This is a genomic window from Microbacterium sp. MYb62, from assembly GCF_002979475.1.
Classification (GTDB): domain Bacteria; phylum Actinomycetota; class Actinomycetes; order Actinomycetales; family Microbacteriaceae; genus Microbacterium.
In genome coordinates, this window is sequence record NZ_PCOY01000027.1 from 1 (window position 1) to 15,126 (window position 15,126).

The window sequence follows — 15,126 nt, forward strand, 5'->3', positions numbered from 1 at the left end:
TCCGCGCTCGTGAACCGCATTCTCGGCCGCCGCGGAAACGGATCATGTTAATCGCGTCGGCCGCTCTCGGCGTCGCAAGCCTCGTCGCTGCAATCGAGTGGATCGCCCGCGCCCTCGGCGATCGGATGCTCGCGGTCAACGCCGAGCACATCTTCGTGCTGTTCCCCGTCTATGCCTTGTTCGCCGCCATTTCGTTCCGCAGAGGCGGTGCTCGCTTGCACGCCGGGGCCTTCCTCGCGGTCGCCTCGCTCACAGCCGCCTTCGCGCTCATCGAGTCGATCTTCACAGTTTCCTTGCTGGGGCGTGGAGAGCAGTTTCTGACGAGCCAGAGAGAGGGCGCGACCCGCGCGCTCGTTGGGGCGGAGCACGTACTCGTCCTCGGCGCGCTACTCGCCGTCGCCGTCGCTCTCGCAGCGATGATCAGAAACTGGCGACTGCGTCTGCCCGTCACCGTTCTTCTGGTGGCGGGGTGCTGGGCAACCGGCAGCCGTGCCGCTGCCGCGCTGTGTCTCATCGTCGCCGTGATACAAGCTATTCCCGCGTTGGTTCGCTGGATGCAGAGGTTCTGGTATCTCCTCGCAGCCGCCGTCGGCATCGCATTCACTGCGCTCGCGCTTCTCGCCTCGTTCACCTGGACATCGTTCATCGATGGCGACACGGGGGTCGAGTACAGCGCAAACTATCGATTCGCCAGCTATGCAGTGCTCGCGAGGGTATTCATCGATCGTCCCTTCGGCTACTTTCTGGGCACCGTTCCCGGGGGCACATGGATGATGGGCTCCGAACTTCGAGGACCCGTCGACTTGGCTCGATCGGCCGACTCGGAGATCGTCTTCGCCGTGTTCGCGGCCGGTTGGCTCGGCGCGCTCGTGTACCTTGCGACGTTCGCCATCGGCATCCTGGCGCTGCGCACGTCGCCGACGCTGGGCTTCACGACGCTCCTCCTCACGTCCCTCGGTTTCATCATGTCGCTTCATGGGTGGGATGCGGCGAGTATGGTCTGGTACGCGTTGCTCGGCGCGTGCCTCGCCACGATGTTTGACCGTCGACCGGATTCACTCGCAAGTTCGGCACTCACTAAGAACAGGACTCCCGTCGTATGAAGGTATTGATCCTCTGGGCGGACTCGCGATCGGCCAACCTCGGCGTGCGTGTACTTGCCGAGGGCATGCGTGCGCTCGCGATGCAGGCCTTCGGGCCAGGTACCGAAGTGGATTTCCAGGACTATGGCCCTGGTGACTCCGCGATCGGATTCGGCGGTCGGACCATCCTGAAGGATGTCGGCCGCAAGAACGGCCCCATCGTCTCAAAGGTTGCCGAGTACGACGTCATCCTCGATTCAGGCGCCGGCGACAGTTTCGCCGACATCTATGGGGCTAAGCGACTGATCACGATGAACTACGCTCACCGGGCCACCCACCGAGCGCGCGTGCCACTCGTGCTAGGGCCTCAAACTATTGGACCGTTCACAAGAGCCTGGTCACGTGTGTTGGCGCGTTCGAGCGTGCATATCGCCAAAGCGGTGTTCGCCCGAGACAGCACGAGCAGGGAGTTCGCTGCCGCGCTCGGCTGCCGCCCGCTCTCGTCGACTGATGTCGTCTTCGCGCTCCCCCAAACTTCTGTAGCGGAGGACACGCGGGACGTCGTAATGAATGTATCCGGGCTCCTCTGGAACTCGGATCGACACGGAGACTCGACTCGCTACCGATCCGCCGTGACCACCACCATCGATCGTATTCGGGCCTCCGGCAGAGATGTGGCACTCATGGCACATGTGATCGACAATCCCACAGCGGACAACGACGTCCCCGCGATCCAAGACGCCGCCAGGCTGGTCGCTGGCGACATCGAGACGATCGTGCCGCGCGACCTCGACCACGCACGCGAGGTCGTCGCCGGCGCCTCCGTCGTCATCGGAGCCCGCATGCACGCGTGCCTCAACGCGCTCTCGACCGGTACGCCCGCGATTCCCTGGGCCTATTCGAGGAAGTTCGCTCCGCTCCTCTCCGACATCGGATGGGATACGAGCCTCGACGTCCGCGAGACCGATGCACTGCCCGGAACCACGTTGCGTCTCCTCGAAGACGGCTTCCGGAGCGACGAGGTCAGCGCCTTGAACGCGCGTGCGCGCGCTCGCCTCGACGAGGCTGCGGCGACGCTGCGCTCACTCCTTGGAGCAGACCATGCCGAATGACCACCTCGCGGCCGCTGTCCGACGCGTCGTCTCAAGTGACAACTGCAGTGGCTGTGGTGGGTGCGCACTGATCGACAAGCGCATCTCGATGGGCCTGTCCGGTGAGGGGTTCGATCGTCCGATCGTTGCGCCCGACAACGGGAGTTCGTCGCGCGAAGCCGCGCGACGCTTCCGCCGGATATGCCCCGGAGCGCGTCTCGACGCCCCTCCGCCCTCCGCTCACGAGCATGCGACGTTCGGTCGCTATTGGAGCGCCTGGCAGGGCGCGGCTGCAGACGAGGAGATCCGTCGGGCAGGGAGTAGCGGCGGGGTGCTGACTGCTCTCTCGACGTGGCTGGTAGAGACGGGACGTTCGAGCGCGGTTGCGGCAGCCGCAAGCGGGGAGAACGACGCCCGGAGGACAGTGCCCGTCCGCATCACCTCTCGCGCAGAAGCCCTCCGCGCCGCGGGGTCACGGTATGCTCCTGTACCCACGCTCGACGGCTGGGATCCTGATTCCGATCAAGCTGTGGTCGCAAAGCCGTGCGAGGTAGCCGCCGCACGTGCCATCGCCCTCGATCGGGGAAACTCCAGCCCGATCCTGCTCTCCTTCTTCTGCGCCGGTACACCGAGCCAGCGAGCGACCAACCACCTCATCGAGACTCTGCTTCCGGGCCAGAATGCGAGCGAGGTCGTCGCGCTCCAGTACCGGGGCGATGGCTGGCCCGGGCGTTTTCGCGTACGCACGAGCGCAGGCAACGAGGGCACCTGCTCGTATGAAGAATCGTGGGGGAAACATCTGGGCACTGATCTGCAGTGGAGGTGCAAGCTCTGTGTCGACGGAACGGGCATGTCCGCGGATATCGCCGTGGGTGATTTCTGGGAGGCGGATGAGAGAGGTTTCCCGCTGTTTAGCGAGGCGGAAGGGAACTCGGTGGTCCTCGCCAGGACCGAGCGAGGACACGACCTTCTCACCGCGGCGGCACGCGACGGTGTCGTCGTGCTTCGATCCGTCGAGCTTGACGACGTGGCCCGCATTCAGCCGCTGCAGACCAACCGACGCGCCGTCTTAGGAGGACGCCTCCTTGGCCGCCTCCTCGCGTTCCGGCGGACGCCTCGCTATCAGGGCTACGGAGTCATCTCTCGTGCGATCGAGGCGCCCATCGCAACCGTCAAGGCGGCCGTCGGCACCCTCACCCGAACGATCGGAATGCGATGAAAGAACACACTCTCTCTCGCGTGGGAAGCCCCCGGTTGGCGGTCTCCGCCGCCGTGTCGGATGACCACATTCTCACCACCTGCCTCGCTGCGTCGCCGGACATCGAGTCGGGAGCATTCGAGCTCCAGACGTATCGCGACTACCCGAGCGCGGCCATTGCTCTCAACGATGCGCTTGAGTCTGCCAAGACTGAATGGGTTGTTCTCGCACACCAGGACGTCTATTTCCCGGCTCGCGCTCTCACCCGGCTCGAGGAGATGCTCGACGGCCTCTCAGAAGACGTCGCTGTCGTCGGTGTGATCGGCCGGACCCCCCTCGGCGAGACGGTGGGCGAAGCCTGGTCGAGCGGTATGTCAAAGATCGTCGGCGTACCATTGTCCGAAGCTTCGGACGCGATCACGCTCGATGAGGTTGTGATCATTGTGCGACGCGCATCAGGCGTGCGATTCGATCCCGCTCTTCCGGGTTTCCACCTGTACGCGACCGATATCGCGCTTACGGCTGATGAGGCGGGAAAGCGGGTGGCAGTGGTTCCGCTCACTGTGGTTCACCACAGCCGTCCCGTCATCTCATTGGGATCCGACTATGCGGCTGCATACCGCTTTCTGCAACGCAAATGGTCAGCGCGCCTTCCCGTCCTCACCATGATGGGGGATATTCGTCGATTCCCTCTCCACCTCGCCCGCCTGGACTTTCGTGTGCGACGCGCGTCGGGGTTCGCACAGACGCGGCGAGCGCCTGTGGGTGATCCTGCCGAGATCGCCCGCAGCCTGGGGCTGACTCCGTGAACGCATGAGTACGAGCAAGGAACAGGGCGGGAGCCCGTCGCTGATCGCCTTGGGCCGCTACGCCTCTATCGCGTTGTCTCTGCTGACGGTTCCGATAGTCGCGCGTGTCCTGGGCCCCGAAGGACGCGGAGTCTCTGCCACGATGATCGCGGTAGTGACGATCGCCACGGTCCTGGTGGGTCTAGGCGTTCCGCTCGTGCTGCGCCGCCGTGTCGCCGAGGGGGAGTCGCTATCGTCCACGCTCAGCGCAGGGCGCATGTTCGCCCTGCTGACGCTTCTTCCGTCTTTGATTCTCGGCTTCGCCGTCAACTTCGCCCTGTTCCGCGGAAGCAGCTTTCCGGACCAGCTCGCGTTCATCGTCAGCATGTCTCTCATCCCCCTCAGTGTTTCCTGGGCACAAGATGTCTCCGTACTCGTCGCGACGCGACAGTTTCATCGGATGGCGATCCTGGGCGTGCTTCAGGCGGGCACGATGTTCACTACGATCGTGGTGCTCTGGCTCACTGCGAGTGTGTCCATCGCAGGTGTGGTCTACGCATCATCACTCGGCAACATCGTGGCTTTCGTGGTCGGCCTCCTCTGGCTTCGTTCTGGTCTGGGTCAAATCCGATTAATGCGACAGATCGCGGCCGAAGGTTGGACACTCATCGGTGCGCAATTAGCAGATGTCAGCACACGCCGACTTGACCAGGTGATCGCGCTACCGCTGCTTGGACCTGTCGGAGCCGGCCTATACTCTGTGGCCGCGACGGTCTCGAGCTTGAGCACGCCGATCGCGCATGCAACGGCCGCCGCAATGTTCAAGGGAATGACCGGCGAGCACGCCGCTGACAACGGAAGCGGCGCGCGAACGATGCGCTATGGTTTCGCGCTCGGCACACTACTCGTGATCCCGATGGCTATCGCCAGCATGGTAGGCATCCCGATCCTCTTCGGCGAGGAGTATCGCGACGCGATCATCCCCACCGTCATTCTCTGCGCAGCAGTGCCTGCCACCATCGCGACCTATTGCGGAGCCACATGGATGGCGGCCCAGAAGCACGGCCTGAGGCTGACGGCGATCCAGATAGTCACCGTGGTCGCGCTGGTGGCCGGTGTCTTCGTCCTTTCGGCACCGTTCGCTGTGATCGGCGCAGCCCTGGGCGTCTGTATCGCCTTGTTCGTGTCTAACGCGATGGTCGCGCATGCGGTCGCTGCGCGGATCCGAGACACCGTCCCACGCTGGCGAGACTTTCCCGCGGCGATACGTATTCTGCTCCGCGGCTAACCACAGCTACGGTACGCGCGCGTCCCACATCGCCCGCTCGATGACCTTCTGATCGCGTGACCAGACGATGGCGCGGATGATCACCGCGACGAGCAGCCCGATCCAGCCGCCGACGCCGTTGGCGACGACATCGCGGATGTCCGACACGCGCTCGTCAAGCAGCGCCCCTTGTGCCCACTCTATGGAAGCAGAGAACGCGGGCAGCAGGAACACGCCGAGCCAGATCCAGCGTCGCGAGAGGGCGAGACCGACGAGGAAGCCGAGAGGGACGAACATCGCGACGTTCATCGTGAATTCGAGCTTGTCGTAGCCGAACCATGCGGGCACCCCGACGCGATGGAGAACCCCGAGCAGACGCTCGGCGAGAGCGTCTGTCTTCAGATCGCTCAGGCGCGGGATGAGCGTGACGAAGAGGACGAATCCCGTGTAGCAGACCAGAAGGATGAACGTGATCCAGGAGCGGACTCCGCTCTTCGCCGGCCCGGCACCTTGTCGAGGTGCTTCGTGCGCGGACCCGGGAACGCGCGGAGCACCGATCAGATCCGTCACGTGCCCGCTCCTCCTGCCGTCACCCGGCGTCGCTTCCCATTCCCAGTTCATCCTATGGGCCCTCGATGACGGGAAGCTGTGCGCCGGCGAGGGCCGATGCCCAGACGAGCGCGACGCCGCTGTCGTCAGGCCGTAGGAGATAGCGGGGCGAGGCATCCCCATGCCTCGCCCCGCTTGGGGAGGGCGTTCAGTGCGAGGGGGCACACCGAACGCGAGTAACCCGGCGTGAAGGGACGCCGAGCTCCTCGATCGAGGGCGCGGCGAACAAGCCGCCGCGCAGGCGGGGTGACGCTCAGGCGCACAGAGTGCGCGCGTCGCACGATGATCCCCAAGATCGTTATCCCCAGTTTCAACGCGGAAGACCGCGTGCTTCGGGAAACCGAACCCCTTCGGCTTCCCCGACCGCAAGATCCCCAGGCGGTCGAGACGATCCTACTCGATACAGCGACGAATGCGCCACATCGGGCGCAAAAGCGGCGACCCACCCGGAGGTGGATCGCCGCTCAGAGAATGCGGGGCGCGCTACTCGTTGCCGACGGCCTTGTCCGCGCCGTCGCGGATCTCGTCGATCTTGTCGGCAGCACCAGGGGCGACCTTCTTGGCGAAGTCGGCGACGCCGTCGAGCACCTTGTCGCTGATGTCCTCGGCCTGCTCGCTCTTGACGGCCTCGGCGATCTTGTCCTTGTTCTGCTCGTAGAGGTCCTTGCCCTTGTTCACGGCGTCTTCGATGCCCATGTGATTCCCCTTCTGAAGGTGTGCCGCCGACCGATCGGGCGACCACACTCATTGTGCACGCCTGCCTCGACAAACGGAACCCTCGAGACGGGGTAATCAACGACAGAGGGGCCGGACCCGAAGGCCCGACCCCTCTGCGAGGAAGCAGATGCTTACTTGATGATCTTCGTGACCGTACCGGCGCCGACGGTGCGTCCACCCTCACGGATGGCGAAGCCGAGGCCCTCCTCCATGGCGATCGGCTGGATCAGCTCGACCGTCATGTCGGTGGTGTCGCCGGGCATGACCATCTCGGTGCCCTCGGGCAGCGAGATGACGCCGGTGACGTCGGTGGTGCGGAAGTAGAACTGCGGGCGGTAGTTCGTGTAGAACGGGTTGTGACGGCCACCCTCGTCCTTGGACAGGATGTACGCCGTGCCCTCGAAGTCGGTGTGCGGCGTGACCGAACCCGGCTTGACGATGACCTGACCGCGCTCGACGTCCTCACGCTTGGTGCCGCGGAGCAGCAGACCACAGTTCTCGCCGGCCCAGGCCTCGTCGAGCTGCTTGTGGAACATCTCGATACCCGTGACCGTGGTCTTGACGGTCGGACGGAGTCCGACGATCTCGACCTCGGAGTTGATGGCCAGCGTGCCACGCTCGGCGCGACCCGTGACGACGGTTCCACGACCGGTGATCGTGAAGACGTCCTCGACGGGCATCAGGAACGGCTTGTCACGGTCACGCTCCGGGTCCGGAACGCTGTCGTCGACAGCCTGCATCAGGTCCAGGATCGCCTGGGTCCACTTCTCGTCGCCCTCGAGGGCCTTGAGAGCGGAGACGCGGACGACAGGAGCGTCCTCGTCGAAGCCCTGGCCTGCGAGCAGCTCGCGGACCTCGAGCTCGACGAGCTCCAGGATCTCCTCGTCGTCGACCATGTCCGACTTGTTCAGCGCGACCAGCAGGTACGGAACGCCGACCTGCTTGGCGAGCAGCACGTGCTCACGCGTCTGAGCCATCGGGCCGTCGGTGGCGGCGACCACGAGGATCGCGCCGTCCATCTGAGCCGCACCGGTGATCATGTTCTTGACGTAGTCGGCGTGGCCGGGGGCGTCAACGTGAGCGTAGTGGCGCTTGGGGGTCTCGTACTCGATGTGCGAGATGTTGATGGTGATTCCACGCTGGCGCTCTTCCGGCGCCGAGTCGATGGAAGCGAAGTCACGCTGCACGTTGGTGTCGGACGGGTACTTGTCAGCAAGCACCTTCGAGATCGCTGCGGAGAGCGTGGTCTTGCCGTGGTCGACGTGACCGATCGTTCCGATGTTGACGTGCGGCTTGGTCCGCTCGAACTTGGCCTTAGCCACTGGGTCCTCCTCAGGACGTCGTTGTAGAGGTGACCGGGCACTGGTTTGCGACCGGTTCTCTACGGGTTAGGTTCTCAGTTTAGTAGAGAGGGAATGTGAAGTTGTAGGTGTCCTGGGAGCCGGACCGGGGCCCGGCTCCCAGAAGGGCGATTACTCGCCCTTGGTCTTCTGGACGATCTCGTCGGCCACTGCGCGGGGAACCTCAGCGTAGCTGTGGAACTCCATGGAGTAGACGGCACGACCCGAGGTCTTCGAGCGCAGGTCGCCGATGTAGCCGAACATCTCGGACAGCGGAACCTGAGCGCGGACGACCTTGACGCCGGCGGCGTCTTCCATCGACTGGATCTGGCCACGACGCGAGTTCAGGTCGCCGATGACGTCGCCCATGTACTCCTCGGGCGTACGGACCTCGACGGCCATCAGCGGCTCGAGCAGAACGGGGTTGGCACGGCGAGCGGCCTCCTTGAAGCCCATGGAGCCCGCGATCTTGAACGCCATCTCCGAGGAGTCGACGTCGTGCGCCGCACCATCGACGATGGTCGCCTTGACGCCGACCATCGGGTAGCCCGCGAGCACACCGACGTTCATCGCGTCCTGGAAACCGGCATCGATCGAGCCGATGTACTCACGAGGGATGCGACCACCGGTGACGGCGTTCACGAACTCGTAGGTCTTCTCGGAGTCCAGGTCCATCGGCTCGATGGTGAACTGGATCTTCGCGAACTGGCCGGAGCCACCGGTCTGCTTCTTGTGCGTGTAGTCGTGCTTCTCGACGGCCTTCTTGAGCGTCTCGCGGTAGGCCACCTGCGGCTTGCCGACGTTGGCCTCGACGTTGAACTCGCGCTTCATGCGGTCCACGAGGATGTCGAGGTGCAGCTCGCCCATGCCCTTGATGGTCGTCTGACCGGTCTCGGGGTTGAGCTCCGTGCGGAACGTCGGGTCCTCTTCAGCGAGCTTCTGGATGGCGACACCCAGCTTCTCCTGGTCGGCCTTGGTCTTCGGCTCGATCGCGACCTCGATGACGGGCTCGGGGAACGTCATCGACTCGAGGACGACGGGCGCCGCCGGGTCGGTGAGGGTGTCACCCGTGGTGGTGTCCTTGAGGCCGATGACCGCGTAGATGTTTCCGGCGGTGACCGAGGGAACCGGGATCTCCTTGTTGGCGTGCATCTGGAAGATCTTCCCGATGCGCTCCTTCTTGTTCTTGGTCGAGTTGATGACCGCAGAACCGGAGTCCAGGTGACCCGAGTAGACGCGCACGTAGGTGAGGCGACCGAAGAACGGGTGCACCGCGACCTTGAACGCGAGGGCGGCGAACGGGTCGTTGGCGTCGGGGTGACGCTCGATGATCGTGTCGTAGTCCTTCGGGTCGTGCGCCTCGATCGAGCCCACGTCGAGCGGGTTCGGGAGGTAGTCGACGACCGCGTCGAGCATCGGCTGGACGCCGCGGTTCTTGAACGCGGAGCCGCAGAGCACCGGGTAGATCTCGCTGGCGACGGTCAGCTTGCGGATCGCGCCCTTGATCTCGGCGACCGTGAGCTCCTCGCCACCGAAGAACTTCTCGAGCAGCGCGTCGTCAGTCTCGGCGACGGTCTCGAGGAGCTGCTGACGGTACTCGGCAGCCTTCTCCTTGAGGTCTTCCGGGATCTCCTGGATCTCGTAGGAGGCGCCCATGGTGACGTCACCCTTGGAGTCTCCGGCCCAGACCAGCGCGCGCATCTCGACCAGGTCGACGACGCCGATGAAGTCGCTCTCCGCGCCGATCGGCAGCTGGATCACGAGGGGCTTGGCACCCAGACGGTTGATGATCGTGTCGACGGTGAAGTAGAAGTCCGCGCCGAGCTTGTCCATCTTGTTGACGAAGCAGATACGCGGGACGTTGTACTTGTCAGCCTGACGCCAGACGGTCTCGGACTGGGGCTCGACGCCCTCCTTGCCGTCGAACACGGCGACCGCACCATCGAGGACGCGGAGCGAACGCTCCACCTCGACCGTGAAGTCCACGTGGCCGGGGGTGTCGATGATGTTGATCTGGTTCTTGTTCCAGTAGCAGGTCACGGCGGCAGACGTGATCGTGATGCCGCGCTCCTTCTCCTGCTCCATCCAGTCGGTGGTCGACGCGCCATCATGCGTCTCGCCGAGCTTGTGGTTGACGCCCGTGTAGAACAGGATGCGCTCGGTCGTCGTGGTCTTGCCGGCATCGATGTGCGCCATGATGCCGATGTTGCGGACCTTGCTCAGGTCCGTGAGCACGTCTTGTGCCACAGGAGTGTCCTTATCTTTTGGAGCAGTCGTACTGCGAAGAGGGGGTGCCGGCCCCTCGGCGAGTGGCCGAGGGGCCGGCGAAGCTGTTTACCAGCGGTAGTGAGCGAACGCGCGGTTCGACTCGGCCATCTTGTGCGTGTCCTCGCGGCGCTTGACCGCGGCACCCAGGCCGTTCGACGCGTCGAGGATCTCGTTCTGCAGACGCTCGGTCATCGTCTTCTCACGACGGCCCTTCGCGTAGCTCACGAGCCAGCGCAGAGCGAGCGTGTTGGCACGGTGAGGCTTGACCTCGACCGGCACCTGGTAGGTCGAGCCACCGACGCGGCGGCTGCGGACCTCGAGAGTCGGGCGCACGTTGTCGAGCGCCTTCTTGAGCGTGGCGACGGCGTCCTGACCGTTCTTCGCCTCGACACCGCGGAGGGCGCCGTAGACGATCGACTCGGCCAGCGACTTCTTGCCGTCGACGAGGATCTTGTTCACCAGCGAGGTGACGATCGGTGCACCGTATACCGGGTCGTTGACGACGGGGCGCTTCGGGGCGGGTCCCTTACGAGGCATCTAACTCAACCCTTCTTCGCGCCGTAGCGGGAACGAGCCTGCTTACGGTTCTTGACAGCCTGGGTGTCCAGGGCGCCACGGACGATCTTGTAACGCACACCGGGGAGGTCCTTGACACGACCGCCACGCACGAGCACGAGCGAGTGTTCCTGCAGGTTGTGGCCCTCACCGGGGATGTACGCGGTGACCTCGGTGCCGTTGCGGAGCTTCACACGAGCGACCTTGCGCATCGCCGAGTTCGGCTTCTTCGGGGTGGTGGTGTAGACGCGGGTGCAGACCCCGGCCTGCTGCGGGTTCGACTTGAGCGCCGGCGCCTTGGTCTTGGTGACCTTGGGCGAGCGACCCTTGCGAACCAACTGCTGAATGGTTGGCACGTTCTCTCCTCATAGTGCTGCACGGTGACAGCGTGATGGGTTTCACATCATGACCCACCGGCACGCCGGAACCGACGAGCTTTTGGTGTGATGGGTATGCCGTGGGGGCGGACCGGCATGGTGCCGACGCCCAGCGCGCACGCATAGGCGTGCACACACCTGATCAAGTGTAATGCCGCGTAACCTAACGGTCAAATGAGCGCAAGTCCGGCGGCTCGCGTCCCTCTCTCCCTTCAGGGAAGGTCGGGGTCGAACGGGGAGTCCAGCGACTCGGTGAGTTCCGCCAGGAGCGCCTCGATCTGCGGTTCGACGTGCTGCGAGATCGCGGCCTGGATGTAGATGCGGTGACGCAGCAGGATGCCGCAGATCTCCCTGCCCACCATGTTGGCGTACTCGTCGGCGAGGGCGACCTCCTGCCGGAGGGCGATCTTGGCCTCCTCGGTCAACGGCGGCAGCGCGGGCAGTTCGGCGGCGGAATCGTCGGCGAGACCCGCGATCGTGAACAGGAACGGTGCTCCTGGCACGGGCTCCGGATCGAGCGGCAGACCGTCGAACTCCGGATCGAGGTCTTCCGCGGGGCGATAGCTGCGCGCGCGGTTTCGGGCCGCCTGCTGGTCGAGCTCACGCTGCAGCATCGGCAGGTTCCGTGCCGTGTAGTCCGCGACGGCGTGGTCGACGATCGTCTTGATCCGCGTCGAGAGTCCGTGCTGCACACCATGTGGGGTGTTCGCACCGATGCCCGCCGCCGAGAGGATCGGCGATCCGAGACAGCGACGGCATGGCGCGACGCGACCGCGGTGGGTCGCCGGCTCCCAGCGCGGCACCCAGCGCAACCAGGCCTCCACGGCCTGGTCCACCTGCGTCTCCAACGAGCGCTCCACCCCACCAGCGTACGGCGCGTCGTCTGCCACTGCCGCGATTTCCCGATACGGCGGGGCGGACGGGCCACGGCGGCGTCGATCAGTCCGCGAGTCGTCGCCAGGGGGTCACTCGTCCTCTTCGCGCTCCCACGGCCAGCGCGGATGCTCGGCGCGCGTGCGACGCAGCGCGATGCCGCCCCATCCCGCGACCAGGGCTGTCAGCACGAGCACGGCGCTGGCGCCTCCCCGCACGAGGTCTCCCGCGACCGCCGTGGCGAGCACGGGACTCTCCGCACCGATCGTCACCGTGATCCACACGGCGGCCAGATGGGCGAGGCCGGTGGCCAGAGCGATCGCGATCGTCGCGACATACGACGGGCGGGGCCGGCGCAGCGTCGACCACAGCATCAGGGCGAAGGCGATCACAGCCGCGAGCATGCCCACCGCACCGGGCGCCTGCCCCAGGTCGGGAACCGCGATGATGTCCGTGTCGGTCGCGACGCTCAGCGCACCCAGCCCGAACACCGCGAGGGCGAAGAAGCTGATGGTGGCGAGCACCACGGCGAGGACAGCCGAAACCCCCGCGGACTCAGGTCCGCGGGGGTTCGGCGTGGTGGAGTTCGTGATTACCTCGACAGCGTCGGGCCGGCTTCGAGGGTGCGCTCGTACTCGCGCTGCGCCTCGGCGTTCAGCTCGGTCTTGCGGGCGCCGCTGCGCGCCACCCAGGCACCGAACCAGATGGTCAGCTCACGGGCGAACACGAAGGCGGCGATGGCCAGCGGGGCGAGCAGCTGCTCGCCGACGAGGTCGAGCCCCTGTGATGCGGTGAGCTTCCAGAAGGGGGCTTCGAACAGCTGTCCGAGAAGGTGTCCGGCGTAGGCGATGACGCCCACGATGATCCCGAACACCACCCAGAGGCCCCAGCGTCCGCGGTTGATGATCGCGCCGAGAAGCCAGAACCCGAGGAAGAAGACGACGACGGGCGTCCAGTATCCCCATGTGGTCAGCGGTGCGATGAGGGTCTCGCCGACGTTCTCGCCGGTCACGTCGCCGGCGATCGCGCCGAGCCCCAGCGCCGCACCGAGGTAGAGCACCGCGAAGACGAGCGTGGCGAGCAGGCCGATGGCACCGGCGGTGCCCCGGTTGCCACGGTCGCGCGGCGGCTCGGGGGCCTGGACGAAGATGGGCTGCGGCTGCGCAGCGGCCGCAGCGACGAGCGGCTCGGACGGGACGATGCGCGTGTCTGCCTCGTCACCGTACGGCGCGTAGGCGGCACCTGCCATGCCGGACTGCTCGTGGCCGAACGGGACGGGCTCGCCCACGACCGGCTCCGGGTAGAACGAGGAGGTGGCGGCATCGGCGTCGTTCCTGACGTCACGGGCATAGTCGCTCGGTCCGTCCGCCGGGAGCGGAGCGGCCGGAGGCTGCGCGGCGAAAGTTCCGGGATGGTCGCGCTCGGCCTCCTCGAATGCGGCGAGGTCCGGGTCGACGGGCGCGGCGGCAGGCTCAGGTTCCGCGCCGTCGTTCGCGGCGGGGACATCGGCACGCGCGGCAGCGGCGGCATCGAGTCCGGCGTTCGCGCTGCCGACGACGTCGTCGACGTCAGCCGGCTTCTCGGGCTGGGGAACGTCGGGGTCACTCATGGGGTGCGCCTCTCATCGGATGTGTGCATTGTGAGGGTACCGCCGGGCGGACGGGCGCTCCCGCAGGCGTGCCGACGTGTCGCCAGAAGGGATCCCGCCACGCCGACGCGTGTTCACGGAAGCGCGCTGCGCAGCGCATTCCCCGCGAACTCGGCGAGCACGGGAACCATCGGGAGCGACAGCCACACGAGCGCCCCGATGACACCGACGCACACGATGCCGGCGAACCAGCTCATCCCGAGGTTTCGTCCCCCCACCCGTGCCATGTGTCCACGGTACGACCGCGCGGAGGAACTTCCCGTGAGCAACGCCGGACGCGCCCGCGGGCCCCTCAACGAGCAGTGCGACCGCGCAGCCGCCAGAGCAGCCAGAGGCCCGACGCCGGGATGAGCACGAAGCCGAGGATGAACATCACGTGCCACATGTTGAAGCTCGGCACCAGAGGGTTGTTCGCGACCTCGTCGGGCCGGGGGCCGGCACCCGACGAGCTCCCGGACGTGGCGAACTCCGTGAAGCTCATGAACTGCAGGAGCAGCAGCGTCAGCGCACCGAACACGAACGGCACGACGATGGCGGTCACCTTCTCCCACGTCTTCCAGAGCGAGGTCAGAGTCACGAGCACCGCGCCGACGAACCAGCCCAGCACCGGGAGCAGGAAGCCCCCGAAGCTCAGCGTCAGCGCGGCGACGATCGCGAAGCCCCTTGTCGCCGTGGCCGACCGCGGGGCGATGGGCGACACGGCGACGGGCGGAGCGACGACGATCGTCGGGCCGTCCGGCACCTCGTCCTGCGCCTCACGAGCGATGGCGACCGGATCGCCGAGACGGGCGATCCGCGCCTCGGTCTCAACGACATCGAGACCCTCGAGCTCCTCCGAGATGCCTTCGCGGATGTCGGAGGCGACACCGTGCGGCAACCCGCGCATCGCCTCGTCGAGCCGTGCGAGGTACTGCTCCCGAAGAGCCTTCGCGTCGCTCTCAGTCATGGTCGTCCCTCTCCCACGAGGCCCGTGACGACACGGGCGAACGGTGTCCACTGCGCTCGGAAGCGCTCGAGCTGCTCGGTGCCGGCATCGGTGAGCCGGTAGTACTTGCGCACCGGCCCGCTCTCCGATGGCAGGTCGAACGTGCTGACCCAGCCGTTGTCCCGAAGTCGGCCCAACAACGGGTAGAGCGTCCCGATGCTGGCGATCAGCCCGACGCCGGTGAGCGCATCGGCCAGCTGCCAGCCGTACATCGGCTCGCGCGCGAGGAGACCGAGCACGCAGTACTCGACCACTCCCTTGCGCATCTGCGCTCCGACATCAGCTGTCATGCAAGACAAGCTACCATGCCATGCAGGTTAGCGGGCTG

The 15,126-nt window shown here is 65.8% G+C and carries 17 protein-coding genes; 5 read left to right on the forward strand and 12 right to left on the reverse strand.

Features of this window, described 5'->3' with window-relative positions:
- The 5 genes from CQ042_RS20560 to CQ042_RS18095 form a co-directional block, all read left to right on the forward strand.
- A partial coding sequence (locus CQ042_RS20560; protein ID WP_181157620.1) for a hypothetical protein occupies window positions 1-1,103 on the forward strand: 1,103 nt, incomplete at its 5' end.
- Entirely contained in the window at window positions 1,100-2,194 is a 1,095-nt protein-coding gene (locus CQ042_RS18080) for a polysaccharide pyruvyl transferase family protein (protein ID WP_105671840.1), read from the forward strand. The genes CQ042_RS20560 and CQ042_RS18080, both read left to right, overlap by 4 nt.
- Entirely contained in the window at window positions 2,184-3,392 is a 1,209-nt protein-coding gene (locus CQ042_RS18085; RefSeq protein ID WP_105671841.1) for a Coenzyme F420 hydrogenase/dehydrogenase, beta subunit C-terminal domain, read from the forward strand. Before CQ042_RS18080 ends, CQ042_RS18085 begins: the two co-directional genes overlap by 11 nt.
- 35 nt (window positions 3,393-3,427) lie before the next feature.
- Window positions 3,428-4,180, forward strand: a complete 753-nt coding sequence (locus tag CQ042_RS18090; protein ID WP_181157621.1) for a glycosyltransferase — start codon at window positions 3,428-3,430, stop codon at window positions 4,178-4,180.
- A 4-nt stretch (window positions 4,181-4,184) separates the two neighbouring features.
- The gene (locus tag CQ042_RS18095) at window positions 4,185-5,447 is read left to right on the forward strand and encodes a lipopolysaccharide biosynthesis protein (protein ID WP_105671843.1); all 1,263 of its coding nucleotides are present in this window, start codon (window positions 4,185-4,187) and stop codon (window positions 5,445-5,447) included.
- A 6-nt stretch (window positions 5,448-5,453) separates the two neighbouring features.
- Here the strand turns inward: CQ042_RS18095 and CQ042_RS18100 are convergent, their stop codons facing one another.
- The 12 genes from CQ042_RS18100 to CQ042_RS18150 all read right to left on the reverse strand — a co-directional run bounded on the left by CQ042_RS18100 (window position 5,454) and on the right by CQ042_RS18150 (window position 15,088).
- Window positions 5,454-5,996, reverse strand: a complete 543-nt coding sequence (locus CQ042_RS18100) for a VanZ family protein (RefSeq protein WP_181157622.1) — start codon at window positions 5,994-5,996, stop codon at window positions 5,454-5,456.
- A 522-nt stretch (window positions 5,997-6,518) separates the two neighbouring features.
- Complete coding sequence (locus CQ042_RS18105; protein ID WP_105671845.1) at window positions 6,519-6,731, reverse strand: hypothetical protein; 213 nt, start codon at window positions 6,729-6,731, stop codon at window positions 6,519-6,521.
- A gap of 152 nt (window positions 6,732-6,883) precedes the next feature.
- A complete protein-coding gene (tuf, locus tag CQ042_RS18110; RefSeq protein ID WP_017829210.1) occupies window positions 6,884-8,074 on the reverse strand; it encodes an elongation factor Tu in 1,191 nt (396 codons plus the stop codon).
- Window positions 8,075-8,224: 150 nt separating this feature from the next.
- Window positions 8,225-10,339, reverse strand: a complete 2,115-nt coding sequence (gene fusA / locus CQ042_RS18115) for an elongation factor G (protein WP_105671846.1) — start codon at window positions 10,337-10,339, stop codon at window positions 8,225-8,227.
- Between the two features lie 87 nt (window positions 10,340-10,426).
- Window positions 10,427-10,897, reverse strand: a complete 471-nt coding sequence (gene rpsG, locus CQ042_RS18120; protein ID WP_017201608.1) for a 30S ribosomal protein S7 — start codon at window positions 10,895-10,897, stop codon at window positions 10,427-10,429.
- A 5-nt stretch (window positions 10,898-10,902) separates the two neighbouring features.
- Window positions 10,903-11,271, reverse strand: a complete 369-nt coding sequence (gene rpsL, locus CQ042_RS18125) for a 30S ribosomal protein S12 (RefSeq protein ID WP_017201609.1) — start codon at window positions 11,269-11,271, stop codon at window positions 10,903-10,905.
- Between the two features lie 233 nt (window positions 11,272-11,504).
- On the reverse strand, window positions 11,505-12,152 hold the full coding sequence (locus CQ042_RS18130; RefSeq protein WP_029260917.1) for a hypothetical protein: 648 nt from the start codon (window positions 12,150-12,152) through the stop codon (window positions 11,505-11,507).
- A 105-nt stretch (window positions 12,153-12,257) separates the two neighbouring features.
- Window positions 12,258-12,689: a hypothetical protein gene (locus CQ042_RS18135; protein WP_105671881.1), complete on the reverse strand. Its 432-nt coding sequence runs from the start codon at window positions 12,687-12,689 to the stop codon at window positions 12,258-12,260.
- A 68-nt stretch (window positions 12,690-12,757) separates the two neighbouring features.
- The gene (locus CQ042_RS18140) at window positions 12,758-13,774 is read right to left on the reverse strand and encodes an ABC transporter (RefSeq protein WP_105671847.1); all 1,017 of its coding nucleotides are present in this window, start codon (window positions 13,772-13,774) and stop codon (window positions 12,758-12,760) included.
- 113 nt (window positions 13,775-13,887) lie between these two features.
- On the reverse strand, window positions 13,888-14,040 hold the full coding sequence (locus CQ042_RS20565) for a hypothetical protein (protein WP_181157623.1): 153 nt from the start codon (window positions 14,038-14,040) through the stop codon (window positions 13,888-13,890).
- Window positions 14,041-14,105: 65 nt separating this feature from the next.
- On the reverse strand, window positions 14,106-14,759 hold the full coding sequence (locus tag CQ042_RS18145; RefSeq protein WP_105671848.1) for a hypothetical protein: 654 nt from the start codon (window positions 14,757-14,759) through the stop codon (window positions 14,106-14,108).
- Window positions 14,756-15,088, reverse strand: a complete 333-nt coding sequence (locus CQ042_RS18150; RefSeq protein ID WP_181157624.1) for a PadR family transcriptional regulator — start codon at window positions 15,086-15,088, stop codon at window positions 14,756-14,758. The genes CQ042_RS18145 and CQ042_RS18150 overlap by 4 nt, the downstream gene beginning before the upstream one ends.
- Window positions 15,089-15,126: the final 38 nt, after the last annotated feature.